This is a genomic window from Agromyces mediolanus, from assembly GCF_023715325.1.
GTDB lineage: Bacteria > Actinomycetota > Actinomycetes > Actinomycetales > Microbacteriaceae > Agromyces > Agromyces mediolanus_A.
Map to the genome: position 1 here is coordinate 1 of NZ_JAMBNX010000001.1, position 24,464 is coordinate 24,464.

Annotated in this window: 25 protein-coding genes; 13 read left to right on the plus strand and 12 right to left on the minus strand. The window is 73.9% G+C overall.

The genetic code is table 11. The annotated features are described in order from the left end of the window. From M3147_RS00005 to M3147_RS00015, 3 genes are all read left to right on the plus strand, one after another. The coding region (locus M3147_RS00005) for an Ig-like domain-containing protein (protein WP_251201513.1) at positions 1-1,238 on the plus strand (1,238 nt) is incomplete at its 5' end. A gap of 135 nt (positions 1,239-1,373) precedes the next feature. After that, entirely contained in the window at positions 1,374-1,667 is a 294-nt protein-coding gene (locus tag M3147_RS00010) for a DUF6412 domain-containing protein (RefSeq protein ID WP_251201514.1), read from the plus strand. 103 nt (positions 1,668-1,770) lie between these two features. Next, the gene (locus M3147_RS00015; protein ID WP_251201515.1) at positions 1,771-2,553 is read left to right on the plus strand and encodes a YidC/Oxa1 family membrane protein insertase; all 783 of its coding nucleotides are present in this window, start codon (positions 1,771-1,773) and stop codon (positions 2,551-2,553) included. 57 nt (positions 2,554-2,610) lie between these two features. Here the strand turns inward: M3147_RS00015 and M3147_RS00020 are convergent, their stop codons facing one another. Both M3147_RS00020 and M3147_RS00025 read right to left on the minus strand, forming a co-directional pair. Further along, a complete protein-coding gene (locus tag M3147_RS00020) occupies positions 2,611-3,351 on the minus strand; it encodes a glutamine amidotransferase (RefSeq protein ID WP_251201516.1) in 741 nt (246 codons plus the stop codon). A gap of 52 nt (positions 3,352-3,403) precedes the next feature. Further along, positions 3,404-4,156 carry a LysR family transcriptional regulator substrate-binding protein gene (locus M3147_RS00025; protein WP_251201517.1) on the minus strand — a complete coding sequence of 251 codons (753 nt, stop codon included), beginning with the start codon at positions 4,154-4,156 and terminating at the stop codon, positions 3,404-3,406. A gap of 72 nt (positions 4,157-4,228) precedes the next feature. On the opposite strand from M3147_RS00025, the gene M3147_RS00030 reads away from it, so the two are divergent. Next, complete coding sequence (locus tag M3147_RS00030) at positions 4,229-4,603, plus strand: DUF5997 family protein (protein WP_243570793.1); 375 nt, start codon at positions 4,229-4,231, stop codon at positions 4,601-4,603. 7 nt (positions 4,604-4,610) lie between these two features. Here M3147_RS00030 and M3147_RS00035 read toward each other — a convergent pair whose 3' ends face one another. Beyond that, positions 4,611-5,273 carry an alpha/beta hydrolase gene (locus M3147_RS00035; RefSeq protein WP_251201518.1) on the minus strand — a complete coding sequence of 221 codons (663 nt, stop codon included), beginning with the start codon at positions 5,271-5,273 and terminating at the stop codon, positions 4,611-4,613. 44 nt (positions 5,274-5,317) lie between these two features. Between M3147_RS00035 and M3147_RS00040 the strand changes: the two genes are divergently transcribed. From M3147_RS00040 to M3147_RS00050, 3 genes are all read left to right on the plus strand, one after another. Continuing rightward, positions 5,318-5,899, plus strand: a complete 582-nt coding sequence (locus M3147_RS00040; protein WP_251201519.1) for an NUDIX hydrolase family protein — start codon at positions 5,318-5,320, stop codon at positions 5,897-5,899. Positions 5,900-6,055: 156 nt separating this feature from the next. Next, positions 6,056-6,811 carry an alpha/beta hydrolase gene (locus M3147_RS00045; protein ID WP_251201520.1) on the plus strand — a complete coding sequence of 252 codons (756 nt, stop codon included), beginning with the start codon at positions 6,056-6,058 and terminating at the stop codon, positions 6,809-6,811. A gap of 66 nt (positions 6,812-6,877) precedes the next feature. Continuing rightward, positions 6,878-7,780 carry a TerC family protein gene (locus M3147_RS00050; RefSeq protein WP_251201521.1) on the plus strand — a complete coding sequence of 301 codons (903 nt, stop codon included), beginning with the start codon at positions 6,878-6,880 and terminating at the stop codon, positions 7,778-7,780. A 6-nt stretch (positions 7,781-7,786) separates the two neighbouring features. Here the strand turns inward: M3147_RS00050 and M3147_RS00055 are convergent, their stop codons facing one another. The 4 genes from M3147_RS00055 to M3147_RS00070 form a co-directional block, all read right to left on the minus strand. Beyond that, entirely contained in the window at positions 7,787-8,737 is a 951-nt protein-coding gene (locus tag M3147_RS00055) for a nucleoside hydrolase (protein WP_251201522.1), read from the minus strand. Between the two features lie 44 nt (positions 8,738-8,781). Further along, entirely contained in the window at positions 8,782-9,285 is a 504-nt protein-coding gene (locus M3147_RS00060) for a GNAT family N-acetyltransferase (protein WP_189083674.1), read from the minus strand. Between the two features lie 79 nt (positions 9,286-9,364). After that, the gene (locus tag M3147_RS00065) at positions 9,365-10,999 is read right to left on the minus strand and encodes a DEAD/DEAH box helicase (protein ID WP_251201523.1); all 1,635 of its coding nucleotides are present in this window, start codon (positions 10,997-10,999) and stop codon (positions 9,365-9,367) included. A gap of 225 nt (positions 11,000-11,224) precedes the next feature. Continuing rightward, positions 11,225-11,734, minus strand: coding sequence for a hypothetical protein (locus M3147_RS00070; RefSeq protein WP_251201524.1), 510 nt, complete (start codon positions 11,732-11,734; stop codon positions 11,225-11,227). 59 nt (positions 11,735-11,793) lie between these two features. Between M3147_RS00070 and M3147_RS00075 the strand changes: the two genes are divergently transcribed. Together M3147_RS00075 and M3147_RS19445 are read left to right on the plus strand one after the other, a co-directional pair. Then, positions 11,794-13,071, plus strand: coding sequence for a hypothetical protein (locus tag M3147_RS00075; RefSeq protein ID WP_251201525.1), 1,278 nt, complete (start codon positions 11,794-11,796; stop codon positions 13,069-13,071). Positions 13,072-13,124: 53 nt separating this feature from the next. After that, entirely contained in the window at positions 13,125-13,907 is a 783-nt protein-coding gene (locus M3147_RS19445; RefSeq protein ID WP_251201526.1) for a 2-phosphosulfolactate phosphatase, read from the plus strand. Between the two features lie 6 nt (positions 13,908-13,913). Here the strand turns inward: M3147_RS19445 and M3147_RS00085 are convergent, their stop codons facing one another. The 3 genes from M3147_RS00085 to M3147_RS00095 all read right to left on the minus strand — a co-directional run bounded on the left by M3147_RS00085 (position 13,914) and on the right by M3147_RS00095 (position 16,333). Further along, positions 13,914-14,525 carry a CGNR zinc finger domain-containing protein gene (locus M3147_RS00085; protein WP_251201527.1) on the minus strand — a complete coding sequence of 204 codons (612 nt, stop codon included), beginning with the start codon at positions 14,523-14,525 and terminating at the stop codon, positions 13,914-13,916. An 88-nt stretch (positions 14,526-14,613) separates the two neighbouring features. Continuing rightward, the gene (locus M3147_RS00090; RefSeq protein WP_251201528.1) at positions 14,614-15,111 is read right to left on the minus strand and encodes a SprT-like domain-containing protein; all 498 of its coding nucleotides are present in this window, start codon (positions 15,109-15,111) and stop codon (positions 14,614-14,616) included. Between the two features lie 55 nt (positions 15,112-15,166). Beyond that, a complete protein-coding gene (locus M3147_RS00095; RefSeq protein WP_251201529.1) occupies positions 15,167-16,333 on the minus strand; it encodes a PQQ-dependent sugar dehydrogenase in 1,167 nt (388 codons plus the stop codon). A gap of 91 nt (positions 16,334-16,424) precedes the next feature. On the opposite strand from M3147_RS00095, the gene M3147_RS00100 reads away from it, so the two are divergent. From M3147_RS00100 to M3147_RS00110, 3 genes are read left to right on the plus strand one after another with little or no spacing between them, the layout of a single operon-like run. Continuing rightward, on the plus strand, positions 16,425-17,186 hold the full coding sequence (locus M3147_RS00100) for a LamB/YcsF family protein (RefSeq protein ID WP_251201530.1): 762 nt from the start codon (positions 16,425-16,427) through the stop codon (positions 17,184-17,186). After that, the gene (locus tag M3147_RS00105; RefSeq protein WP_251201531.1) at positions 17,183-17,884 is read left to right on the plus strand and encodes a 5-oxoprolinase subunit B family protein; all 702 of its coding nucleotides are present in this window, start codon (positions 17,183-17,185) and stop codon (positions 17,882-17,884) included. The genes M3147_RS00100 and M3147_RS00105 overlap by 4 nt, the downstream gene beginning before the upstream one ends. Further along, entirely contained in the window at positions 17,881-18,744 is an 864-nt protein-coding gene (locus M3147_RS00110; protein WP_251201532.1) for a biotin-dependent carboxyltransferase family protein, read from the plus strand. Before M3147_RS00105 ends, M3147_RS00110 begins: the two co-directional genes overlap by 4 nt. A gap of 149 nt (positions 18,745-18,893) precedes the next feature. Here the strand turns inward: M3147_RS00110 and M3147_RS00115 are convergent, their stop codons facing one another. Further along, positions 18,894-19,760 (minus strand): spermidine synthase, encoded by an 867-nt coding sequence (locus tag M3147_RS00115; protein ID WP_251201533.1) that lies wholly within the window; start codon positions 19,758-19,760, stop codon positions 18,894-18,896. A gap of 50 nt (positions 19,761-19,810) precedes the next feature. Beyond that, entirely contained in the window at positions 19,811-20,572 is a 762-nt protein-coding gene (locus M3147_RS00120) for a spermidine synthase (protein ID WP_251201534.1), read from the minus strand. Between the two features lie 395 nt (positions 20,573-20,967). On the opposite strand from M3147_RS00120, the gene rpoB reads away from it, so the two are divergent. Continuing rightward, positions 20,968-24,459: a DNA-directed RNA polymerase subunit beta gene (gene rpoB, locus M3147_RS00125; protein ID WP_251202115.1), complete on the plus strand. Its 3,492-nt coding sequence runs from the start codon at positions 20,968-20,970 to the stop codon at positions 24,457-24,459. Positions 24,460-24,464: the final 5 nt, after the last annotated feature.

Consider the following 24,464-nt stretch of genomic DNA (forward strand, 5'->3'; position numbering starts at 1 on the left):
CCGTTGACCCCGACACGGGTGAGATCACCTTCACCCCGGAGGCCGGGTTCACCGGCAATCCGACCCCGATCGACTACACCGTGTCCGACGCGAACGGCAACGAGACGGGCGCCACCGTGACCGTGACCTATCTGCCGGAGGCCACCGACGACGAGTCCCACGGCAACCGCATCGGCGATGCCGTGACCGTGCCGACCCTCGACAACGATCGAGGCCAGCTCGATCCCTCGACGGTGAAGATCACCGACCCCTCCTCGGGCGACCCGGTGACCGAGCTCGTGGTGCCCGGCGAGGGCACCTGGACCGTCGACCCCGACACCGGCGAGATCACGTTCACGCCCGAGCCGGACTTCGAGGGAGACCCGACCCCGATCGACTACACGGTCGACGATGTGAACGGCAATCCGACGGGCGCGACCGTGACGATCACCTACCTGCCGGAGGCCACCGACGACGAGTCGCTCGGCAACCCGCGAGGCGCCACCGTCACCGTGCCGACGCTCGACAACGATCGAGGTCAGCTCGACCCCTCGACCGTGCGCATCATCGACCCGGCGAGCGGTGATCCCGTGACCGAGCTCGTGGTGCCCGGCGAAGGCACGTGGACGGTCGACCCCGACACGGGCGAGATCACCTTCACCCCGGAGGCCGGGTTCCCCGGCAACCCGACGCCGATCGACTACACCGTGTCCGACGTGAACGGCAATCCGACGGGCGCGACCGTGACGATCACGTACCTGCCGGAGGCCACCGACGACGAGTCGCTCGGCAACCCGCGAGGCTCCGCCGTGACCGTGCCGGTCCTCGGCAACGACGCGGGCGATCTCGACCCCTCGACCGTGCGCATCATCGACCCGGCGAGCGGTGATCCCGTGACCGAGCTCGTGGTGCCCGGCGAAGGCACGTGGACGGTCGACCCCGACACGGGCGAGATCACCTTCACCCCCGAGCCGGGCTTCGAGGGCGACCCCACGCCGATCGAGTACACCGTGTCCGACCGGGCGGGCAACGCGACCCGTGCGACCGTCACGGTCGGCTATGTCGACGTGACGGAGCCCGCTCAGCCGGGCACGCCGACTCCCGCCCCGGCGGTCACTCCGGCCGGGCCCGGTGACGGCGACCTGGCGCGAACCGGAGCCGAGATCGGGCTGGGTCTCGCCGCAGCGGCGGCGCTGCTCCTGCTCGGCGGCCTGGCGGCCGTCCTCGCCCGATTCGAGCGGCGGCGTCGCCGCGGCTGAGGCCGCACGGCTGACCCGGGCGGCGGTGCGCGAGCGCCGCCGCCCGGTCAGCATGCCGGGGCGGCCAGGCCGTCGCTCGGCGAGCCTGGTACGGTCGGACTGAGCGCCCGAGCGGGCGCAGAAGGCTGGCCCGCGATGATCGAGCTGCTCACGAACCTGCTGCGATTCCTCGCGGCCGCGTTCGAGCTCGGTGCCGCCGCGAACGGCCAGCTGAGCGTGCTCCTCCTCGGGGTCGTCGGCGCAGCGGCGGTGGCCGTCGTCGTGCTCTCCGTGCGCGCGCTCCCCACGCTCGTCGCCGCCGACCCCTCCGGCGCGGCCACGAGGCTCAGGCAGACCGCCGATCCGTGGCGGCTCCTCTCGCAGTCCGACCCCGACGCGCCCGGGCGGGCGCGGCCCAGGGCGCCGGGACGGGCGGCCGCGGCCGCCTGACCCGCACGCCACCGCGCCTCGGCGCGAGCTGCGGCCCCGCGGCCAGACGGAACTCCCTGTTCCGCGCGCGACGCTCCGTCGCGCCGACCGCTAGGACGCACCTGTGGACTTCTACGCCTTTCCGCCCATCGCCGCCGTCATCGACGGCGCCTACACCCTGCTCATGGGGCTCGCCGGATTCCTCGATCCCCTGCTCGACGGAGCCGCCGCCGCGGCCTCCGTCGTGCTCGTGACGCTCGTGGTCCGCGCCGCCCTCATCCCCGTCGGTGTCGCCCTCGCGAAGGGCGAGCAGACCCGCGCGAGGATCGCGCCGAAGCTGCAGGAGCTGCAGCGCACGCACGCGAAGAATCCCGAGCGGTTGCAGCGCGAGCTCCGCGCCCTGTACGCCGACGAAGGCACGAGCCCCTTCGCGGGCTGCCTGCCGATGCTCGTGCAGGCGCCGGTCGTCGGCATCATCTACGCCCTCTTCATCCTCCCGGTGGTGAACGGGCACCCGAACCTGCTGCTCGACCAGACGCTCCTCGGCGTGCCGCTCGGGCACAGCCTCGTCGGCACGATCGCGGCCGGCGTGCCGCAGCCGCTCGACCTGCTGGTCTTCGCCGGGCTGGTCGTGGCGATCGCCGCGGTCGGCTTCCTGACGCTGCGGGCGGCGCGCCCCGGCGGCCCGCTCGCGGTGCCGCGGCCGGCTGCGAGCGCCGCGCCGTCGTCTGCCGTGCCCGGCGCGCCGGCGATGCCCGACCTCTCGAAGGCGCTGCTGCCGCTGCACTTCCTCACCGCGGGCATCGCGATGTTCGTGCCGCTCGCCGCGGGGCTGTACCTGCTGACGACCGTCGCCTGGACACTCGTGCAGCGGCTCGTGCTGCGCCGCCGCTACCCGCTCGGCTGACCCACCACCCCGACTTGCCCGACTTTCATGAAAGTCGGGCAAGTCGGGGTGGTGGGGTCAGGCGGGGTCGGCGGCGAGCTCGACGAAGCGCCGCAGCAGGCGCTGCGGCTCGGTGACGGATGCCGCGCCGAGCCGCAGTTCGACCTCGCGCAGCTCGCTCGCGGGGAAATAGCCGTGGTGCCGGTACACCCGGGCCCGCGCGACGAAGTCGGCCGTGGACACCTCGGGGTGGAACTGCGTCGCGTACACGTGCTCGCCGACGCGGTACAGCTGCACGGGGCATCCGGTCGAAGCCGCGAGGAGCACCGCCTCGCGGGGCAGCTCGTCGGTCGCCTCCTTGTGCCCCACGAGGGCCGCGAAGCGCTCGGGCAGCACCCCGGCGAGCCGGTCGGCCCGGCCGGCTTCGGTGAGGGCGAGCTCGACCGCCGCGGCGTCCTCGCCGTACCGGGTGCCGACCTGCCCGCCGAGGATGCGGGTGAGGACGCCGATGCCGTAGCAGGTGAACATGACGTGCCGGTCGCCCGCGAGCGCCCACTCGGCGAGCCGGGCGAGGTCGTCCTCGACCCGGCGCTGCATCGCGCCCTTGCGCTCGTCGGGGGTCGTCACGTTGAACGGGCTGCCGCCGACGACGATGCCCGCGAAGTCGTCCAGCACGAGTTGCGACATCGGTTCGACATCGAGGCGGAGGTGCTCGAGGCGGCCGGCGTCGAGCCCCATCGCCCGGCGCACCGCCTCGTACTCCGGGGCGACCGCTTCGGCCTCGGGGCGTGCCGAGAGGAAGAGGAAGGGCCGAGTCATGACGCCCATCGTCTCCCGGAACGCGATACCGGCGCCACTCGGTGACGAGCGCTCAGCGCTTGCGGCCGCGGTTCGGGCGCCCGCGGCCGGAGGCGCCTCGCCCGGATGCACCACCGCGAGCAGTGCCGTCGCCCCGACCGGAAGCCCCTCGGCCCTGAGCTCCTCCGCGTGCCGAGCCGGCGGGCGTGCCCGGCTTGCCGCCGCCGTCGCTGCCGCGCCCGCGGTCACGATGCCGTTCGGAGCCGCCGCGCTCCGCCGGGGGGTCGCCTTCCGCCCCGCGCGAGCTGCGCGCGGTGCGCCCCCGGACCACGCCGACGAACTCCTGCACCGTCTCGTCGTCGCGCTCGACCAACCAGACCAGCGCGATCCGCGTCGTCGGCGCGCCCTGCAACGGCAGCGCCACGACGTCGCGCCGGTGGTGCAGCCGGGCGACCGCGTGCGGCACGATCGCGTAGCCGGTGCCCGCGGCGACGAGCTCGATGGTCATCGCCGGGTCATCCTGCACGGGGGCGAGCGGCTCGCCCTCGAGCTCGGCAAGGGAGAGCGCCTCCGCGTCGGCGAAGGGATGGTCCTTCTCGAGCAGGACGACGGGCTGCTCCTCCCAGAGCGGGATGACGTGCAGGCGCGTGTCGTCGACGGGGAGGCGCACGAAGGCGAGGTCGACCTCGCCGGCCAGCAGCCGGTCGAGCTGGGCGGGCTCGTCGACCCGCACGGCCTCGAGCGGGAGCTCGGGGTGCCGCTCGGCCCACGCGCGCAGCCACTTCGCCGGGCTCACCCCGGCGACGTAGTCGAGTCGCATCGTCATCCGTCTCAGGCTACCGTCGGCTACGGTTGCAGGGTGAGCGAGAACCAGCCGAGCCGCGCCAAGGCGCAGACCATGAAGCCCGAGACCGCGGCGAAGAAGCTCGGCATCCTGCTGTCGGCGGCTCCCGCCGAGTTCCAGGAGGGCGTCGTCTCCCGCGACGAGCTGGCCGCGCTGCAGGCCGAGCCGCCGGAGTGGCTGCGCACCCTGCGCGCCGAGGGCCCGCACCCGCGCGGCGTCGTCGCCGCGAAGCTCGGCGTCTCGAACTCCGGCCTCGCCCGGGGCGGCATCACCGATCCGCTGACGACCGCCGAGATCAAGGCCCTCCTCGCCGCGCCGCCCGCCTGGCTCGTGCAGGAGCGGGCCACCCAGGCCGCCGTGCGCGCCGAGAAGGCCCGCATCGCCGACCGCGACCGCGAGCGCGCCGCGCGCGCCGCCGAGCAGGACTGAGCGCGGTTCAGTCCGCGGCCGCGGCGGAGTAGCGCGCGCCGACGAAGGCCGTGAGGTCGGCGAGCTCCCGTTCCGAGACCGAGTGCGCGAGGCCCTCGTAGATGCGCGAGTCGAGCGCGCTGTGCCCCGGCAGCCACGCTGCGGTGCGCGCCACGGCCGAGGCGGGGATGACCGCGTCCTCCGTGCCGCGTCCCCAGAACACCGGCCGCGCCAGTTCGGCGAGTCGGGCGTCGCCTTCGCGCACGCCCGGCATCGCGAAGCCGGCCAGGATGGCGGCGAAGGCGAAGCGCTCCGGGGCGCGGCGCAGCAGCTCGAGGCTCATCGCGCCGCCCTGCGAGAAGCCGATGAGACCGACGGAGGGCGCGTCGCCCGCATTCCGGTCGAGCCAGCCGAGCACGGCGTCGACGGCCCGCTCGGCGGCGACCAGTTTCGCGGGATCCTCGTCGTCGAGGCGCCCCGCCGTATCGAAGATCTCGAACCACGCGTAGCCGTATCCGGCGTCGAGCGGGGCGCGGAGCGAGGCGATGACCGGGGCCAGCGGCAGATACGGCGCGAGGCCGAACAGATCGCCCTCGTTCGAGTTGTAGCCGTGCAGCAGCACGAGCAGTGGGCGCCCGGCCCGGTCGTCGCCGGACGCCGACCAGAGCACCGCCTCGTCATCGATCCGCATCGTCCGAGCGTACGCCGGGCGGGCGGGTGGGGCAGAATCGACGCATGAGCGTGCGCACCCCGGACCCCGACTGGACCCCGGGCGAGGAGCCCGACGTCCCGCAGCCCACGAACCCCGGCTGGCTGAGCGACCTGGAGCTCGCCGAGGTCCGGGGCCGGCTGCCCCTGCTCTACGTCGAGGCGGTGCCGGTGCGGGTCGACGGGCTCGGGCAGGTGACCGAGGTCGGGCTGCTGCTCCGGGCGAACACCGTCGGCGAGATGACGCGCACGCTCGTCTCCGGCCGCGTGATGTACGGCGAGACCGTGCGCGACGCGCTCTTCCGCCATCTCGAGAAGGATCTGGGCCCGATGGCGTTCCCGCTGCTGCCCGCGAGCCCGGTGCCCGCGACCGTGGCGGAGTACTTCCCGATGCCCGGCATCACCCCGTTCACCGACGAACGCCAGCACGCCGTCTCGCTCGTCTACGTCGTGCCCGTGACCGGCACCTGCGAGCCGCGACAGGATGCGCTCGAGGTGAGCTGGATGCCGCCAGAGGAGGCGGCGAGCCGCGCCGTCGGCGACGAGCTCGAGGGCGGCCGCGGCGTGCTCGTGCGGCGGGCGCTCGCCTCGGTCGGGGCGCTGCGCTGAGCGGGGGCCGAGCTGCTAGCCTGAACCGTCCGTTCAGCGAGCCGAGGAGGTGGTACCCGTGAACGAATCCACGTCGGTGCTCCCCAGCGGAGTCACGGCCGGGCGATAAGTCGTCCGGGAGCGCCGCGATCCGCCGCACTCCCGAAAGGCACGACCATGCACTTCTCCTCCACGCACCGTCACGACGACGGTCACACCGAGCGGACCTTCACGCTCGGAGGGATCCCCGGCATCCTCTGGACGCCGCCGACCGCGACGCCCGCCTCGCCCGCCCCGCTGATCCTCATGGGCCAGCCCGGCGGGATCGGCATGGCGCGGATGCATCCACGCCTCGCCGCGCGCGCCCGCAGCGCCGCCGCGCAGGGCTTCGCCTCGGCCACCCTCGAACTGCCCGGCGCGGGCGACCGCACGCCGCTGCCCGGTGCGGCCGAGGCGCGCGCCGAGCTCGGCCGCGCGATCGCCGCCGGCGCGAAGCCGAGCGAGGACACCGTCGACCGGCTGATCCTTCCGCTCCTCGAGCGAGCCGTCCCCGAGTGGCAGGCCGCGCTCGACGAGCTGCTGGGGCTGCCCGAGCTCGCCGAACGGGTCGGCTTCTCCGGCGGGATCATCGCGATCGGCGTGCGCCTCGCCGCGATCGAACCGCGGATCGCCGCGGCCGGACTCTTCGCCGGAAGCTACGTGCCCCGCGCGACGATGGCCGACGCGCGGCAGGTCACCATCCCGCTTCACATGCTCCTCCAGTGGGACGACGAGGGCAACGACCGCGCGATGGCCCTCGATCTGTTCGATGCCTTCGGCTCGGCGGAGAAGACCCTGTACGCGAACCTCGGCGGCCACACCGGGGTGCCGGCGTTCGCGGGCGAGGACGCCGCCCGCTTCTTCGCCCGCCACCTCCATCCGCACCTCGACTGAGCCGCGCGGCTCCTTCCGGCCGGCCGCGCGGGGTTCCGCGCAGCCGGCCGTGATATTCATGTGCACATGGAGTTCTCGCTCGAGTTCACGCCCGACCTGATCGCCGTCTTCGTGACGCTCTTCGTGCTCGAGGTGGTCCTCGGCGTCGACAACGTCATCTTCATCTCGATCCTCGCCTCCAAGCTGCCCGTCGAGCAGCAGGCGAAGGCCCGCAACCTCGGCCTCACGCTGGCGATGCTCATGCGGGTGCTGCTGGTGCTCTTCGCCGGGTGGATCATCACGCTGAAGACCGACCTGTTCGAGATCGCGGGCATCGGCTTCTCCGGTCGCGACCTCATCCTGATCGCCGGTGGACTCTTCCTCGTGTACAAGGCCGTGCACGAGATCCACCAGAAGCTGGAGGGCGCGGAGGAGCACACTGCGGGCTCGGCGGCGCGGGCGAGTTTCGGTTCGGTCATCGCGCAGATCCTCGTGCTCGACCTGGTGTTCTCGCTCGACTCCGTGATCACCGCGGTCGGTATGACCGAGAACCTCGTCGTGATCATCACGGTCGTGGTGCTCTCGTTCGGCATCATGCTCTTTGCGGCGCGCTACATCTTCGCGTTCGTGAACGCCCACCCGACGGTGAAGATGCTCGCGCTCGCGTTCCTGCTGCTCATCGGCGTGTTCCTGATCGCCGACGGCTTCGGGGTCAAGATCGACAAGGCGCTCATCTACGGCCCGATGGCGTTCGCGATCTTCGTCGAGGCGCTGAACCTCATCGCCGCGAACCGGCGCGCGAAGCGGCTCGCTCAGCAGCGCGACCCCGTGCGCCTGCACACCGCGTTCCCGGTCGAGAACGAGGAGCTCGCGGTGCACGCGGCGACCTCGGCGGCGCCGGGCAGCGGATCGGTCGGCCTCTCGACGAAGCCGGTCGAGGGCGAGCTCACCGAGAACGACGGTCACCAGGAGCCCCGCGGCCTCGGCTGAGCCGCCTCAGGCGAGGACGGTGTCGAGGAAGAGCGCGGCGACGCGCTCCGCATCGACGCCGAGCGCGACCTCGGCGGTCGCCCATTCTCCGGCGAGGCCGTGCACGACGTCCTCGCCCGGGAACTCGCGGAGGTCGACGAGCGTCTGCCCGCGGCTGTAGCCCGCGAGCTCCACCCGGACCGGGCGCCGCTCGGTGCGGAGCGCCTCGGGGGCGACGAGCGCGCAGACGGCGCCGGCGTCGCCGATGAGCCCCGTGTACTGGGCGCGCTCGTCCTCGCTGAGGGCGATCCGGTGGCCGAGCAGGGCGCCGACGACGCGGCCGACCGGGTGCTCGCCCGCCTCGAGCTCGGCGGCGCGGTCCTGCGCGACCGAGACCCGGTTGAAGACGTCGAGGCCGTACATGTAGCAGGGCACGCCCGAGTCGAGCACGATCGCCGCGGCCTCCGGGTCGTGCCAGACGTTGAACTCGGCGACCGCGGTGGCGTTGCCGACGCTCGCCGAGCCGCCCATGAAGACGATCCGCTCGAGGTTCGAGGCGACCTCCGGGTGGGTGCGCAGCAGCAGCGCGAGGTTCGTCTGCGGCGCGAGCGCGACGAGGGTCACGGGCACCGGGTGCTCGAGGATGGTGCGGCGAAGCAGCTCGACGGCGCTCGACTCGACCGCACGGCGGGAGGTCTCGGGCAGCACGAGCCCGCCGAGGCCGTCGGCGCCGTGCACGTGGGAGGCGGAGCGGGCGGGCTCGAGCAGCGGCCGCACGGCGCCCGCGGCGACCGGGACGTCGCCGGCCCCGGCGACGTCGAGGATGCGCAGCGTGTTGTCGACGACCTGCTCGAGCGAGGCGTTGCCCGCGACGCAGGAGACGGCGAGCACGTCGATCTCGGGGTGCGCGACGGCGAAGAGGAGGGCGAGGGCATCGTCGACGCCGGTGTCGACGTCGAGGATCACGGGAATCGGCATGCCGAGAAGCCTAAGCCCGCCGGGGCGTCCGTGACGCGCGCGGCTCAGCGCACGAAGCGGACCTCGTCGATCTCCTCGCCGAGGAACGGCTGGCGCTGCGTCGCCCCGTCGAGCACGAAGCCGTTGCGCTCGTAGAAGCGGTGCGCGCGCGGGTTGTCGGCCGCCACCCAGAGGTAGACGGGCTCGTCGCCGACGGCCGCGTCGAAGAGCTTCTTGCCGATGCCGGTGCCGTGGTACGCGTCGAGCACGTAGATGAAGTTCAGCTCGCGCTCGCGCGGGGCGTCCTCGTCGCGCGCGGGGCCGGAGCCGACGAAGCCGACGATCTCCCCGTCGACGAGCGCCGCGAACTGGCGGTACTCCTCGCCGCGGGACGCCATGTGGCTCCAGAGCTCGGCCATGCGGCGGGGCGAGAGGTTCTCGAGCGCCGCCTTCGAGATCAGGTGGTCGTAGGTCTCGTGCCAGCAGGTCGCGTGCACGCGACCGAGGGCCTCGACATCCGAATCGCGGATGGGGCGGACGACGACCTGTGCAACAACCTCGGTGCTCATGCACCTGAGAGTAGGCCAGCGCGGCCGCAGGGCGAAATCGGGCGGCGACGGACCTGCCGTCGCCGCCCGTGACGCGGGATCAGCCCTGCGCGCGGCGGTTCGTGCGGGTGTTCCGCGACGAGCCGACGAGGCTGCCGACGCGGAGCGGCTGCGGGCCGCGCGCGCTCTGGCCGCGTCCGCCGCCCGAGCCTGCCGACTTCGAGGCGCCGCCCTGCGCGCGACCCGAGCCCTGCGCCGAGGCGCCGCGACCGGTGCCCTGCGACGAGGCGGTCCGCGGCGCGGCATCCGCCCCGCCCTGACCACGGCCGCCGCTGCGGCGACGGCGCGAGCCGCCGCCCTCGCCGCCGCGCTGGGCGTCGCCGCGCTCGGCGTCGCCGCGGGGTGCGCCGCCGCGGCCACCGCGGCCGCGACCGCCCTCGCGGGCCTCGCCGCCCTCGGCGCCACCGCTCCGGCGGGCGCGCTTGCGCTGTGCGTTCGCTCCCTGCGAGGTGCCGCCGCCGCCCTGCGGCTTCGCCTGCCGGGGCACCGGCTTCACGTAGGGTGCGACGTCGCCGACGAGCGCGACGACCTCGGGCGAGGCCGGCGTGGCGGGCTTCGGCGTGACGGTGATCGCCGCCTTGCGGAGCAGTTGCTTCAGGTCCTGCAGCTGGCTCGGCATGGCGATCGTGACGACGTCGCCCTCGTTGCCGGCACGCGCGGTGCGGCCCGAGCGGTGCAGGTACGCCTTGTGCTCGACGGGCGGGTCGACGTGCACGACGAGTTCGACCTCGTCGACGTGCACGCCGCGCGCCGCGACGTCCGTCGCGACCATGACGCGCACCGAGCCGTCGCCGAACGCGGCGAGGTTGCGGTCGCGCTGCGGCTGCGAGAGGTTGCCGTGCAGGTCGACGGCGGGGATGCCGGACTCGGTCAGCTTCTTCGCGAGCTTCTTGGCCTGGTGCTTCGTGCGCATGAAGAGCATGCGGCGCCCGGTGCCGCTCGCGAGGGACTTCACGAGCTCGAACTTCGTGTCCTGGTCCTCGGTGAGGTAGACGTGGTGGGTCATCGCGGCGACCGGCGAGTTCGCCTCGTCGACGGAGTGCAGCACCTCGTTCTGCAGGTAGCGCTTCACGAGCTTGTCGACCCCGTTGTCGAGGGTCGCCGAGAACAGCAGGCGCTGGCCGCCGCGCGGGGTCTTGTCGAGGATGCGGGTGACGACCGGCAGGAAGCCGAGGTCGGCCATGTGGTCGGCCTCGTCGAGCACGGTGATCTCGACGGCGTCGAGGTGCACGAAGCCCTGCTTCATCAGGTCCTCGAGGCGGCCGGGCGCGGCGACGACGATGTCGACGCCGGCGCGCAGCGCCTCGACCTGGCGCTTCTGGTTGATGCCGCCGAAGATCGTCGTCACCTTCAGGCCGTAGGCCTCGGCGAGCGGCTCGATCGTGCGGGCGATCTGGGTGACGAGCTCGCGGGTCGGCGCGAGCACGAGACCGAGGGGTCGGCCGGCGCGGCGCGAGCCGCCGGCGAGCACGGTGCCGAGACGGGCGACCATCGGCAGCGCGAAGGCGATCGTCTTGCCCGAGCCGGTGCGGCCGCGGCCGAGCACGTCGCGGCCGGCGAGGGTGTCGGGCAGCGAGTCGGCCTGGATCGGAGTGGGGACGGTCTTGCCGTCGGCGGCGAGGAGGTCGACGAGCGGCGCGGGCACGCCGAGCGTGCGGAAATCGGGGGTGGTCATGCGTGCCTTTCGGGCATGGCCCACCGGCGGGAGCGCGCACGGGCGTCGCGATTCGTGCGGCACGCCGTAGCGGTTCGACCCGTCAGTGGGTGAGTGGCGAAGGCGCCGGTCGGCGCATCCGTTCGCCGTACGAATGAGTCATCGGGGCGGCCTGAGCCGGCCCGGAAGCGTTCTACGACGCGAGGCGCGCGAGGCGCGCCACACCCACAGTCTAGCCGATGCCGCTCATTCGGCCGATTCGGGCTCGTGCGCCCAGCTCGGCGCGAGGGCCCGCAGGCGCGCGCCGCGCCACTGCCAGAACGCCCAGACCGGGTACCAGGCGAGGGCGTCGCCGAGCGCCGTCCCGGAGCTCACCCGCAACTGGTCGCGGTACCGGGTGCGCCCGCCGGGCGCGGGCGAGACGGCCATCCGGTGGTCCCAGCTGCGGAACGCCGCGAACGGGCCGGAGGTGGCGCCGCCGCCGTCCCGGAGCATCCGCACGTCGGCGGGCAGGCCGTCGCGCTCGCCCTCGAGGAAGCGCAGGTCGACCACCTCCTCGCCTGCCGGCCAGCGCCGCAACGCGAGCGGCTGCACCCGGTGCGGCCCCTCCGTCCACGCCGTCGGCAGCCCGCCGGGCTCGAGGGAGCGGAAGTCGAGCCAGGGGGCGACGACCTCGCGCAGCACGGCTGGACTCCGCAGCGCCCGCCACGCGGCATCCGGGTCGCAGTCGAGGGTGAGCTTCAGCAGCACGCGCATGCCGAGAGGCTACGCGGCGCGCTCGGCCGCCGTCGAGATGCGCGCCGTAGACTCCGGCCATGGCCGATGGACTCTGGTGGCTGCCCTCCCTCCTCGTCTTCGGGGGCGCCGTCGTCGCGTTCGCCGCGGCGATCGTCGGCGTACGCCGGCTGGGACGTCGCCGCGAGCTCACCGACCTCGAGCACGGCCGCGCCGTCGAGGTGCGCGCGAAGCAGCTCATCGTCGAGACCGACGAGCGCGTCCGCGAGGCGCGGCGCGAGGTCGCCTTCGCCGAGGCGCAGTTCGGGGCCGAGGCCGCCCGGCCGGTGCGCGAGGCGGGTGAACGGGCCGAGCGGTGGCTGCGCGAGGCGTTCCTGCTGCAGCAGCGGCTCGACGACGCCGAGCCCGACACCGCCGCGGAGCGGCGCAGCTGGAGCGAACGGATCGCCGGGCTCTGCACCTCGGCCCTCGGGGCGCTCGACCAGGCCGAGCAGGCGCTCGGCGCCCGCCGCGCCGCCGAACGCGGCGCCGGGGCGACACTCACGGAGCTGCCGGAGACGGCCGCCCGGCTCGGCCGACGACGCGCGGATGCCGCGGCCGCTCTCGAACGGCTCGGCACCCGGTTCCGCCCGACCGCGCTGGTCGGCGGGCGCGCCGCCCTCGACCGGGTCGACGTCGCGCTCGCCGCGGCCGGCGTGGCGCTCGCCGCGCCGAGCGGTGCCGGCGACGCCGAGCGCGCCGCCCGGATCGCCGCGGATCTCGACCGCGCCGCCGCCGACCTCGACGCGCTCGACCGCCTCGAGCTCGAGCTCGCCGACGCCGAACGGGCCGCCGAGCAGGGCGTGCGCCGGCTCGACGCCGAGCTCGTCGAGGCTCGTCGTCAGCGCGACGCGTTGAGCGAGCCGGAGGACGCCCGCGAGCTCGGCGAGGCGATCGCGGCCGTCGCGCAGCTGATCGGCGGGGCCGTCGCGGCGGCATCCGGGGCGGGCGCCGCGGGCGACCTGCCCGATCCGCTCGCCGAGCGCGACCGGCTGGGCGCCGCGCTCGACCGGCTCGAATCCGCGCGGGCCGAGGCGCGCACCGCGCAGGCGCGGCTCGACGGCGCCCGCTCGGCGCTCGGGGGTGCGCTCGCGATCGCCGAGAGCCAGCTCGGGGTCGCCCGGGCCCTGATCGAACGCGGCCGCGGCATCGTCGGGGCCGACGCCCGCACCCGGCTCGCCGAGGCGGAGCGGCAGCTCGTGATCGCCCGGCAGGAACCCGATCCGGTCGCGGCGCTCGACGCCGCCAGGCGCGCCGCGGCACGGGCGGCCGATGCCGAGGCGCTCGCCGCCTGGGACGCCGGCGCGGGCCGGCGCTGACGCACGGCGACGCACGGACGGGGCCGGCGTCCCGCGTCCATTAGCCTGGCCCGGTGCAGCCAGACGCCCCATTCGCCCAGTCCAAGTACCAGGTCAGGTTCGAGTGGGGCGCCGAGGGCCTCGAGCGTCTCGCCCCCGCCGACGTGATCGTGCTCGTCGACGCGCTCTCCTTCACGACGGCGGTCGTCGCGGCCGCCGAGCACGGGCTCGCGGTCGCCCCCTGGCCGAAGCACGAACCGGGGGCGGAGGAGTTCGCCGCCGGGCTCGGCGACGGCACGGCGCTCAGCGCCCCCGCCGCCTTCCTCGCCGCACTCGCGACCGGGCAGGAGCTCCCGGCACACCCCGGAGCGGTCCTCGTGCTCGCCTCACCGAACGGGGCGTCCCTCGCCCGCGGCCTCGCCCGGCGGGAGGCTGCACCGAGCGACGGCGCCGAGCCCCCCGTGGTGCTCGCCGCCTCGCTGCGCAACCGCACGGCGGTCGCCCGACGCATCCTCGCCCTGCAGGAGGCGCACGGCCGGCGGCTCAGCGTCGCGATCCTCGCTGCAGGGGAGCGTGGCGGCGACGGCGTGCGCTTCGCCGTCGAGGACCAGCTCGCCGGCGGTGCGGTCGTCGACGCCCTCGTCGCGCTCGGCATCGACCACACCTCGCCGGAAGCGGCCGTCGCGTGCGCCGCCTTCGAAGGGCTGCGCCGCGCGGTCGGCCACCTGCAGAGCGCGAGCGGCAGCGGCGCGGAACTCCTCCAGCGCGGCGTCGGCGAGGGCGTCGCGGCCGCAGCGCAGACCGACGTCACCGAACTCGTGCCCGAGCTCCGCGGCGAGGTCTTCCGGATCGACTGAACCGGCTCAGCCGGCCGTGACCGGTCGCTTGCGCGCGCGGTGCGCCCGCACCTTCGCCCGGTTGCCGCAGCGCTGCATGGAGCACCAGCGACGGCTGCCCGCCCGCGAGGTGTCGAGGAACACGATGTCGCAGTCGTCGCCCGCGCAGACCCGGATCCGCTCGGTGTTCGACGCGCTCAGGAGATCGACCGCGTCGCGCGCGATCGTCGAGAGCGACTGGCCGACGAGCTGCACGGAACGGCCCGCCTGACGCGAACCGCCGTCGAGGGAGGGCGGAATGTCGGGCGTGGCCGCGTAGAGGTTCACGATGTCGACGTCGTCGCTGCGGCGCTCGCCCCCGTGCGCCGCGGCCAGGGCGAGCCGGGTGATCGCGTCGCGGAGCGCCGTCGCGTCGAAGAGATCGCGGGTGCGGGCGTCACCGATCGCCATCGGGAAGCGCTCGCGCAGCCAGCCGGCGAGGTCGTCGGGGGAGTGCAGCAGCTCCTCGGCGAGCGACGCGCCGATCGGGCCCGTGCACGCGAAGTCGAGGGCGAGCGAACCGGAGTCGAACCACCAGCGGAGCCCGTCGCCGGAGACGACCCACTGGCCGACGGGGATCTGCACGGTGGAGACGGGCATGCTGCGCTTTCGGGATGGGGAGGTGCGGGGCGCCGATCAGGGCGCGCGTCCCATTCTGCCGGATGCCGCGAGCGGCACGGCCTCGCGCTCAGCCCGCGGCCGCACTGGCGGCGCGCCGGCGCATCGCCGGGGTGATGTCGCGCCGCTGCCAATCGATGAGGTTCGCCCGGTCGAAGCCGCGCTGGCAGAGCCCGCAGCTGAGCGGCCGCTCCGGCCGACGGTAGCGGTAGTGCACGTGGCCCGCCGGGCAGCGGCCCACCCAGGGGGCGAGCTCGTCGGCGATCTCGCCGTCGTGGGTGCGTTGGCCGACGTAGCCGAGGTCGGCGGCGATCTTCGCCCACTTCGGGCCGTGCCCGGCACGCGGCCCGGCCAGGGCGTGCGCCACCTCGTGCAGCAGGATCTGGTGGATCTCGTCGTCGTCGTAGCGGGCGGCCAGATACCGCGACACCGAGAGATGCTTCGCCGTGTAGTTGCACAGCCCGGCCCGCTTCTTCGCGTTGTCGAAGCCGAAGCTCCACTGGGCGGGATCGAGGTGCAGGGCGATGAGCGCCTCGGCCCACCGCCTGACCCGCTCGAGTTCCGCCATGGGACAGAGAATAGCGCCGCCCACCGGCACCGGGCGCGCGCGGTGCCGGCGGCGCTCAGCCCGCGAGGCCGACGAGGAGCAGCCGGTCGTCGCCCGCGCGCGGGTCGCCGCGGCCGTCGGTGTTGTTCGTCAGCACCCAGAGGCCGCCGCCGGGCGCCGCGACGACGTCGCGCAACCGCCCGTGCTCGCCCGTGAACCACGCCTCGGCGGCCGGCGCCGCCGCACTCGCCGGGGCCACCGACCACAGCCGCTCGCCGCGGAGCGCCGCGAGGAACAGGGAGTCCCCGGCGACCGCCAGCCCGCTCGGGCTCGCCTCGGCGGTCGGCCACTGCAGCACCGGGTCGACGAAGGCCGGATCGCCCGCCGCGCCCTCCACGACCGGCCAGCCGTAGTCGCCGCCGGGCTCGATGAGATTCAGCTCGTCCCAGGTGTTCTGACCGAACTCCGCCGCCCAGAGCCGGCCCGAGGCATCCCAGGCGATGCCCTGCGGGTTGCGGTGGCCGAGGCTCCAGACGGCCGAGCCGAAGGGGTTCCCCGGCGCCGGCTCGCCGTCCGGCGTCATCCGCAGGATCTTGCCCGCGAGCGAAGCGGGGTCGCGGGCCGCGTCGCGCAGCCCCGCGTCCCCCGTCGTCGCGTAGAGGAAGCCGTCCGGGCCGAAGGCGAGCCGGCCGCCGTTGTGGTTGCCCGCTTTCGGGATGCCGGTGAGCACCGGCTCCGCCGCGCCGAGGGAGATCGAGCCGGGCTCGCCGGCCAGCGGCATCCGCACGATCCGGTTGTCCTCGGCGGCGGTGTACATCGCGTAGAGGGCGGGCTCGCGCTCGCCGTCGCCCGGCCGTTGCGCGAGGCCGAGCAGGCCGCCCTCGCCGCCCGCGGCGACGCCCGGCACCTCGGCGACCACCCGGGTGGCGCCGCCCGGCAGGACCTCGAGGATCCGGCCGAGATCCCGCTCGCTCACGAGCACCGCGCCGTTCGGCAGGGCGACGACCGACCACGGGGCGTCGAGGCCCGTCGCGAGCTCGCGCACCGAGCCGTCCGGGCGGAGGACCGGGGGCGGCGGCGGAGCCGGCGTCGGGGCCGGGCTCGCGGTCGGAGTCGGCGTGGACGACGGGACGCCCGGGGTCGGCGCCGCAACCGGGCTGCAGGCGCCGAGCACCACGAGGGAGAGGAGCGCCAACCCCGCGGGCGCGGCGATGCCGCCGGCTCGATGGGTCCGCTTCGGCATCCGGCCTCCCGTTCCCGGTGGTTCCCGCTCCGCCCAGTCTGCGCGCCCGCCGGCCGCGCGGCAATGCCCCGGCACCCGGCAGAATGGGGGGATGGCGGCGTCGATCGATCTGAACTGCGACCTCGGCGAGTCCTTCGGCGCGTGGCGGCTCGGCGACGACGAGACGATGTTCGGCCTGGTGACGAGCGCGAACGTCGCCTGCGGCTTCCACGCCGGCGACCCCGTCACGATGCGGCGCAGCGTCGCGCTCGCCGCCTCGCACGGCGTGGCCCTCGGTGCGCACCCCGGCTATCGCGACCTGGCCGGCTTCGGCCGGCGCGCGCTCGATGCGGCCCCCGAGGAGCTCGCCGCCGAGCTCCTCTACCAGCTGGGTGCGCTCGACGGTCTCGCCCGGGCGCACGGCGTCCGGGTCCGCTACGTGAAGGCGCACGGCGCGCTGTACCACCGGCTCGGCGCCGACGCCCGGGCCGCCGCCGCGTTCGCCGAGGCGCTCGCCGCCTTCGACGCCGCGCTCCCCGTGCTCGGCGCGCCCGGCGGCGCGATCGAGGCCGCGGCGTCCGCCGCCGGACTCCGGTTCGCCCGCGAGGCCTTCGCCGATCGCGGCTACGGGCCCGACGGCCTGCTCCTGCCGCGCGGCGCCGACGGGGCCCTCATCACCGAACCGGAGGAGGTCGCCGCCCGTGCCGTGGCGCTCGCCACCACCGGCGCGGTGCCGCTCCGCGGCGGCGGCGCCGTCGAGCTCGCCCCCGACTCGATCTGCCTGCACGGCGACACCCCCGGGGCGCCCGAGCTGGCCCGGCACGTCCGCGCGGCCCTCGAAGCGGCCGGCGTGCGGGTGCGGGCGTTCGCATGAGCGTGCGACTGCTGCCGAGCGGACCCGACGCGATCCTCGTCGAGTGCGGCTCCCCGGCCGAGGTGCTCGCGCTGCACGGAGCGCTCGCGATCGAACCGCCGGACGGGCTCGTCGAGCTCGTGCCGGCCGCGCGCACCCTGCTCGTCTCGCTCGACCACCGGGTGCTGCCGCTCGAGACGGCGGCGAGCTGGGTGCGGCGCGCGGCGGCGCGCGGCCCGGGAGACGCGGATGCCTCGACCGGCACCGCCTCCCTGACCGACCCGCCCGCCCGCGGCATCCGCCCGGAGGCGGAACGGTCCGTCGTCCTCAACGTGCGCTACGACGGCGAAGACCTCGCCGACACCGCGCGGATCCTCGGCCTCGCCCCGGCCGAGCTCGTCGCGCGGCACCTCGCCGCCGAATGGCGGGTCGCGTTCATCGGCTTCGCCCCGGGGTTCGCGTACCTCGTCAGCGACGACTGGCCGTACCGGGTGCCCCGTCTGGACGCGCCGCGCACGCGGGTGCCGGCCGGATCGCTCGCGCTCGCCGACGGCTACACCGGCGCATATCCCCGGGAGAGCCCGGGCGGCTGGCGGCTCATCGGTCGCACCGACGCGGTGCTCTGGGACGAGCGCGCCGATCCGCCGGCGAGGCTCGTGCCCGGCGCACGCGTGCGGTTCCGCGAGGCCGGGCCCACCGGGCCGGGGGCGCGCTCGTGACCGCCCTCCGCGTCGTCGCGGCCGGGCCATCCTGCCTCATCGAGGACCTCGGCCGGCCCGGGCTCGCGCGCCTGGGCGTCGGCCGCTCCGGCGCAGCCGATCGCGGCGCGCTCGCGCTCGCGAACCGACTGATCGGCAACCCGGCCGGGGCCGCGGGACTCGAAGTGCTCCTCGGCGGCTTCCGCGCGGTCGCGGAGGCGGATGCCTGGGTCGCCGTTACGGGCGCGCGCGGCACGATCCTCGTCGACGGGCTCGAGGCGCCGCCGGCCGCCGCCGTGCGGGTGCCCGCGGGTGCCGAACTGGAACTCCGGCCGGCCGAGCACGGGCTCCGCTACCTGGTCGGCGTCCGCGGCGGCATCGCGGTGCCCGAGGTGCTCGGCTCGCGGTCACGGGACACCCTCGCCGGGCTCGGTCCCGCCCCCGTCGCCGCGGGCGACCGGCTGCCGATCGGCGCCGAGCCCGAGGCGCCGGTCGCGCTCCTCGACCGGGAGGCGGCGTTCGCCCCGTCCGACGGGCCGGTGGTGCTCGAGCTCGTGCCCGGGCCGCGCGCCGACTGGTTCACCGACGAGGCCCGTGCCCGGCTCTTCGACGCGGAGTGGCGCACCTCGCCCGCCGCGGACCGGGTCGGCACGCGCCTCGACGGGCCGCCGCTCGCACGCCTCGTCGCGGGGGAGCTCGCGAGCGAGGCGACCGTGCCGGGGTCGATGCAGGTGTCGACCTCCGGACAGCCGACGATCCTCGGCCCCGATCGCCCGGTGACGGGCGGATACCCCGTCGTCGCGATCGTCGCGCCGGCCTCGCTCGACCGGGTCGCGCAGCTCCGTCCCGGCCAGCCCGTTCGCTTCCGGCACGCCCGCTGAGCTCCCGCTCACAACTCAGGAACATCTGCCGGTTATGGGCATCGAGCCGATCGGCGATCGGCGTCCGCGCAGGGATGCCGGTCGGATTCTTCCTGAGTTGTGAACGGGGGGGGAGGGAGACGGTGGGAGCGCGGCGGATGACCCGGACGCTACTTCGCGAGGAAGACCGAACGTGCCGGCGGCGGGCTCGGGACGGCCGTGGCATCCGTCACCACCGGCGCGCCCGCGACGAAGCGGCGCAGCTCCTCGCCGTCGACGAGCTTCGCGGGCGCCGGATCGCTCGCGAGCCGGCGCGGCAGCTCGGCGAAGGGCAGCTCGGTGTCGCTTGCATACATGACGACGTTGCCGAAGCGACGTCCCTTCAGCATCGAGGCGTCGGCGGCGATCGCGACGTGCGCGAAGACGTGGCCGAGGGTCGCCGCCTGCGAACGGGCGAAGCCGAGTCCGGCGCCGTCGGCGACGTTCACCGCCACGATGCCGCCGGGCGCGAGGCGAGGCCGCAGCAGGCCGTAGAACTCGGTGCTCGTGACGTGGGCGGGCGTGCGCGCGCCGGAGAAGATGTCGACGACGGCCAGGTCGACGGCCCCGTCGAGACCGGCCGGCAGCTTCTGCAGCACCGCGCGGGCGTCGCCGTGGCGCACCCGCAGCTGCGCGCCGCGGGGCAGCGGCAGCACCTCGCGCACGAGCTCGACGAGTTCCGACTCGAGCTCGATCACCTGCTGACGGGAACCGGGCCGCGTCGCGATGACGTACCGCGGCAGGGTGAGCGCCCCGCCGCCGAGGTGCAGTGCCGTGATCGGCTCGCCCTCGGACCGGACGAGGTCGATCGCGTGCCCGATGCGCCGCACGTACTCGAAGCCGAGCCACTCGGGCCGCTCGAGCTCGACGTGCGACTGCGGGGTGCCGTCCACGTAGAGGGTCCAGGAGCCGGGGGTGCTGCGGGACTCCTCGAGCTTCGCGAGGTGGCCGCTCGCGGAGAGACGGCGTTCGAGCGGCGGGTCGGCGTGGTGCGGCACGCCTCAACGCTACCCCGCGCCCTCGGCGGGCGCGCCTCGGCGGGCGCCCCTCAGCAGGCGCCGAAGAGCACCGCGTCGAGCCGGTCGCGTTCGAGCACGGCGGCGGGGTGCGGCCCGAGCCGGGCGAGCCGTTCGGCGACGTCGGGCGGGATGCCGGCCGGACCGGCGACCAGCACGGCGTTGCCCTCCTCGGCGCCGGCCAGCACGCCGGCGTCGCCCGCGACGAGCAGTTCCGTGCCGGGTCGGGCGCGGGCGATCGCGCGCGCCTGCTCGCGCAGCCGCCCGAGCCCCGCGGCATCGGCGACGTTCGCGATGAGCAGCGGCGGTCCGTCGGCCGGGTCGAGGAGCGCGAGGAGTTCCCGCTGGAAGGCCGCGTCGGTGACGAACGCCGGTGGATCGAGACGGGTATAGAGGTCGAGGACGACGAGGTCGAAGCCGGCGCCCGCCGCCCGGAGCGCCGGCACCGCGTCGGCCGCGTCGGCGATCCGCGTCTCGACGCCGGCCGGCGCCGGCATCCGGTCGAGCACGAGTTCGAGGAGCTCGGCGTCGAGCTCGACGACGAGCTGGGCCGAGCCGGGCCGGGTGGCGGCGAGGTATCGCGGGATGGTGAGCGCGCCGCCGCCGAGGTGCAGGGCGCGCAGCGGGGCGCCGGGCGTCGCCATCGCGTCGATCACGTGGCCGATCCGGCGGACGTACTCGAAGAACAGTCGGCCGGGGTCGTCGGCGTCGACGTGGGACTGGGCGGTGCCGTCGACGAGCAGCGTCCAGCCGTGGCTGCTGAACACGTCGCGCTCGAACTCGATGCGCGTCATCGGCTGCGGTCGGCCGGCGCGGCGGGCGGGCCGGCAACGGCACCGGGCTCGGTCATGGCGCCTCCTCGTGCCCGTCAGTCTAGGGATGCCGCGGGGTCGGCCGGGGCGGAGCGGCGCCCGATTCCGCGGCGCGCCGGGGCGTTCGGCGAGGCATCCGAGCCCCGTGCCGCGCGGTTATACCGGAGATCCATGACGAAATCAAGAATCCGGCTGGACATGGCGCGTCTTGTCGCATATGCTTGACCTTTGCGCTCCCAGACCCACTCTGCCTTCATATTGCGGTCGGCTCCGTGTAGTCCGTGATCTCGCGATCACCGACTCCCGCACACACGTCTCGGGGCAATTCTCCACTTGTGACAATGAACCGGGCCGACGGGCCCATGGAGGTCATTTCCTTGGCTGCTGCGCGCAACGCGACCACGCCCACCCCCAAAAACGGACGCGAGGCCAGTCGCCTCTCGTTCGCGAAGGTCACCGACACCCTCACCGTCCCCGACCTGCTCGCCCTGCAGACCGAGAGCTTCGACTGGCTCGTCGGCAACGACGCGTGGAAGGCGCGCGTCGAGCAGGCCGTCGCAGACGGTCGGAAGGACCTGCCCGAGGCCACCGGCCTCGAGGAGATCTTCGAGGAGATCTCCCCGATCGAGGACCTCGGCGAGACCATGCAGCTCTCGTTCACCAACCCTGAGCTCGAGCCGCCGAAGTACACGATCGACGAGTGCAAGGAGAAGGGCAAGACCTACTCCGCCCCGCTCTACGTGAACGCCGAGTTCATGAACCACCTCACGGGCGAGATCAAGACCCAGACGGTGTTCATGGGCGACTTCCCGCTGATGACCGCTCGCGGCACCTTCGTGATCAACGGCACCGAGCGCGTCGTCGTCTCGCAGCTCGTCCGCTCGCCCGGCGTGTACTTCGAGCGCACCCCCGACAAGACGAGCGACAAGGACATCTACTCCGCTCGCGTCATCCCGAGCCGCGGTGCGTGGCTCGAGTTCGAGATCGACAAGCGCGACCAGGTCGGCGTCCGCATCGACCGCAAGCGCAAGCAGTCGGTCACGGTGTTCATGAAGGCCCTCGGCCTCACCTCCGAGGAGATCCTCGAGCAGTTCGCCGGCTACGAGTCGATCGCCCTCACCCTCGAGAAGGACAACATCCTCACGAAGGAAGAGGCGCTCAAGGACATCTACCGCAAGCTCCGTCCGGGAGAGCAGGTCGCCGCCGAGGCCGCCCGCGCGCTCCTCGACAACTTCTACTTCAACCCGAAGCGCTACGACCTCGCGAAGGTCGGCCGGTACAAGATCAACCAGAAGCTCGGCCTCGAGGCCCCGCTGACGGACTCGGTCCTGACCGTCGAGGACATCGTCGCGACGATCAAGTACCTCGTCGCGCTGCACGAGGGTCGCGAGACCCTGCCGGGTCGTCGTGGCGGCAAGGCGGTCGACATCCGCCTCGACGTCGACGACATCGACAACTTCGGCAACCGCCGCATCCGTGCGGTGGGCGAGCTGATCCAGAACCAGGTGCGCACCGGCCTCAGCCGCATGGAGCGCGTCGTCCGCGAGCGCATGACGACGCAGGACATCGAGGCGATCACCCCGCAGACCCTGATCAACGTGCGACCCGTCGTCGCCGCGATCAAGGAGTTCTTCGGCACCTCGCAGCTGTCGCAGTTCATGGACCAGAACAACCCGCTGGCCGGCCTCACCCACAAGCGCCGCCTCTCGGCGCTCGGCCCCGGCGGTCTCTCGCGAGACCGCGCGGGCGTCGAGGTCCGAGACGTGCACCCCTCGCACTACGGCCGCATGTGCCCGATCGAGACGCCGGAAGGACCGAACATCGGCCTGATCGGCTCGCTCGCCTCGTTCGCGCGGATCAACTCGTTCGGCTTCATCGAGACGCCGTACCGCCGCGTCGCGAACGGCAAGGTCAGCAATCAGATCGACTACCTGACCGCGTCGGAGGAGGACGACTACATCGTCGCCCAGGCCAACGCGCCGCTGAAGGCCGACGGCTCCTTCGTCGAGGACCGCGTGCTCGCCCGCAAGAAGGGCGGCGAGGTCGACCTGTTCCCGGCTGCCGAGATCGGTTACATGGATGTCTCGCCGCGCCAGATGGTGTCGGTGGGTACCTCCCTCATCCCGTTCCTCGAGCACGACGACGCGAACCGCGCCCTCATGGGTGCGAACATGCAGCGCCAGGCCGTGCCGCTGCTGCGCAGCGACTCGCCGCTCGTCGGCACCGGCATGGAGGGCTACGCGGCCGTCGACGCCGGTGACGTCATCACCGCCGACCGTGCGGGCGTCGTCACCGAGGTCTCGGCCGACTCCGTCACCGTGCAGCTCGACGAGGGCGGCACGCAGACGTACTACCTGCGCAAGTTCGACCGCTCGAACCAGGGCACCTCGTACAACAACCGCGTCGTGGTCTCGGCCGGCGAGCGCGTCGAGGTCGGCGAGGTCATCGCCGACGGCCCCGCCACCGACAACGGCGAGCTCGCGCTCGGCAAGAACCTCCTCGTGGCGTTCATGCCGTGGGAGGGTCACAACTTCGAGGACGCGATCATCCTCAGCCAGAACCTGGTGAAGGACGACGTCCTCTCCTCGATCCACATCGAGGAGTACGAGGTCGACGCCCGCGACACCAAGCTCGGCAAGGAGGAGATCACCCGTGATCTCCCGAACGTCAGCCCCGATCTGCTGGCCGACCTCGACGAGCGCGGCATCATCCGCATCGGCGCCGAGGTCCGCCCCGGCGACATCCTCGTCGGCAAGGTCACCCCGAAGGGCGAGACCGAGCTGAGCGCCGAGGAGCGCCTGCTCCGCGCGATCTTCAACGAGAAGAGCCGCGAGGTGCGCGACACGTCCCTGAAGGTGCCCCACGGCGAGCAGGGCACGATCATCGGCGTCAAGGTGTTCGACTCGCAGGACGGCGACGACGAGCTCGGCTCGGGCGTCAACCAGCGCGTGGTCGTCTACATCGCCCAGAAGCGCAAGATCACCGAGGGCGACAAGCTCGCCGGACGCCACGGCAACAAGGGCGTCATCTCGAAGATCCTGCCGGTCGAGGACATGCCGTTCCTCGCGGACGGCACGCCGGTCGACGTCGTCCTGAACCCGCTCGGCATCCCGGGTCGAATGAACTTCGGCCAGGTCCTCGAGACCCACCTCGGCTGGGTCGCGAAGCAGGGCTGGAAGGTCGACGGCGCCCCGGAGTGGGCGAAGACCCTGCCCGAGGGCGCCCGCGAGGCCGCCCCCGGCACGAAGGTCGCCACCCCGGTGTTCGATGGCGCGCACGAGGAGGAGATCGCCGGTCTCCTCGACTCGACGCTGCCGAACCGCGACGGCGAGCGCCTCATCGACTCCTCGGGCAAGACCCAGCTGTTCGACGGCCGCTCGGGCGAGCCGTTCCCGTACCCCGTCTCGGTCGGCTACATGTACATCCTGAAGCTGCACCACCTCGTGGACGACAAGATCCACGCCCGCTCCACCGGCCCCTACTCGATGATCACGCAGCAGCCGCTGGGTGGAAAGGCGCAGTTCGGCGGCCAGCGCTTCGGCGAGATGGAGGTGTGGGCGCTCGAGGCGTACGGCGCCGCCTACGCCCTCCAGGAGCTCCTCACGATCAAGTCCGACGACATCCTCGGCCGCGTCAAGGTCTACGAGGCGATCGTCAAGGGCGAGAACATCCAGGAGCCCGGCATCCCCGAGTCGTTCAAGGTGCTCATGAAGGAGATGCAGTCGCTCTGCCTGAACGTCGAGGTGCTCTCGGCCGACGGCACCGCGGTCTCGCTCCGCGACACCGATGACGAGGCCTTCCGCGCAGCGGAGGAGCTCGGCATCAACATCTCCGCGCGCTTCGAGTCGTCGAACATCGACGAGATCTGAACCGC

Coding starts and splice junctions, on each gene's coding strand:
- M3147_RS00010 (WP_251201514.1), top strand. CDS start 1,374: ATGATCGAGCTGCTCACGAACCTGCTGCGATTCCTCGCGGCCGCGTTC.
- M3147_RS00020 (WP_251201516.1), bottom strand. CDS start 3,351: ATGACTCGGCCCTTCCTCTTCCTCTCGGCACGCCCCGAGGCCGAAGCG.
- M3147_RS00025 (WP_251201517.1), bottom strand. CDS start 4,156: ATGACGATGCGACTCGACTACGTCGCCGGGGTGAGCCCGGCGAAGTGG.
- M3147_RS00030 (WP_243570793.1), top strand. CDS start 4,229: ATGAAGCCCGAGACCGCGGCGAAGAAGCTCGGCATCCTGCTGTCGGCG.
- M3147_RS00035 (WP_251201518.1), bottom strand. CDS start 5,273: ATGCGGATCGATGACGAGGCGGTGCTCTGGTCGGCGTCCGGCGACGAC.
- M3147_RS00040 (WP_251201519.1), top strand. CDS start 5,318: ATGAGCGTGCGCACCCCGGACCCCGACTGGACCCCGGGCGAGGAGCCC.
- M3147_RS00045 (WP_251201520.1), top strand. CDS start 6,056: ATGCACTTCTCCTCCACGCACCGTCACGACGACGGTCACACCGAGCGG.
- M3147_RS00050 (WP_251201521.1), top strand. CDS start 6,878: ATGGAGTTCTCGCTCGAGTTCACGCCCGACCTGATCGCCGTCTTCGTG.
- M3147_RS00055 (WP_251201522.1), bottom strand. CDS start 8,737: ATGCCGATTCCCGTGATCCTCGACGTCGACACCGGCGTCGACGATGCC.
- M3147_RS00060 (WP_189083674.1), bottom strand. CDS start 9,285: ATGAGCACCGAGGTTGTTGCACAGGTCGTCGTCCGCCCCATCCGCGAT.
- M3147_RS00065 (WP_251201523.1), bottom strand. CDS start 10,999: ATGACCACCCCCGATTTCCGCACGCTCGGCGTGCCCGCGCCGCTCGTC.
- M3147_RS00070 (WP_251201524.1), bottom strand. CDS start 11,734: ATGCGCGTGCTGCTGAAGCTCACCCTCGACTGCGACCCGGATGCCGCG.
- M3147_RS00075 (WP_251201525.1), top strand. CDS start 11,794: ATGGCCGATGGACTCTGGTGGCTGCCCTCCCTCCTCGTCTTCGGGGGC.
- M3147_RS00085 (WP_251201527.1), bottom strand. CDS start 14,525: ATGCCCGTCTCCACCGTGCAGATCCCCGTCGGCCAGTGGGTCGTCTCC.
- M3147_RS00090 (WP_251201528.1), bottom strand. CDS start 15,111: ATGGCGGAACTCGAGCGGGTCAGGCGGTGGGCCGAGGCGCTCATCGCC.
- M3147_RS00095 (WP_251201529.1), bottom strand. CDS start 16,333: ATGCCGAAGCGGACCCATCGAGCCGGCGGCATCGCCGCGCCCGCGGGG.
- M3147_RS00100 (WP_251201530.1), top strand. CDS start 16,425: ATGGCGGCGTCGATCGATCTGAACTGCGACCTCGGCGAGTCCTTCGGC.
- M3147_RS00105 (WP_251201531.1), top strand. CDS start 17,183: ATGAGCGTGCGACTGCTGCCGAGCGGACCCGACGCGATCCTCGTCGAG.
- M3147_RS00120 (WP_251201534.1), bottom strand. CDS start 20,572: ATGACGCGCATCGAGTTCGAGCGCGACGTGTTCAGCAGCCACGGCTGG.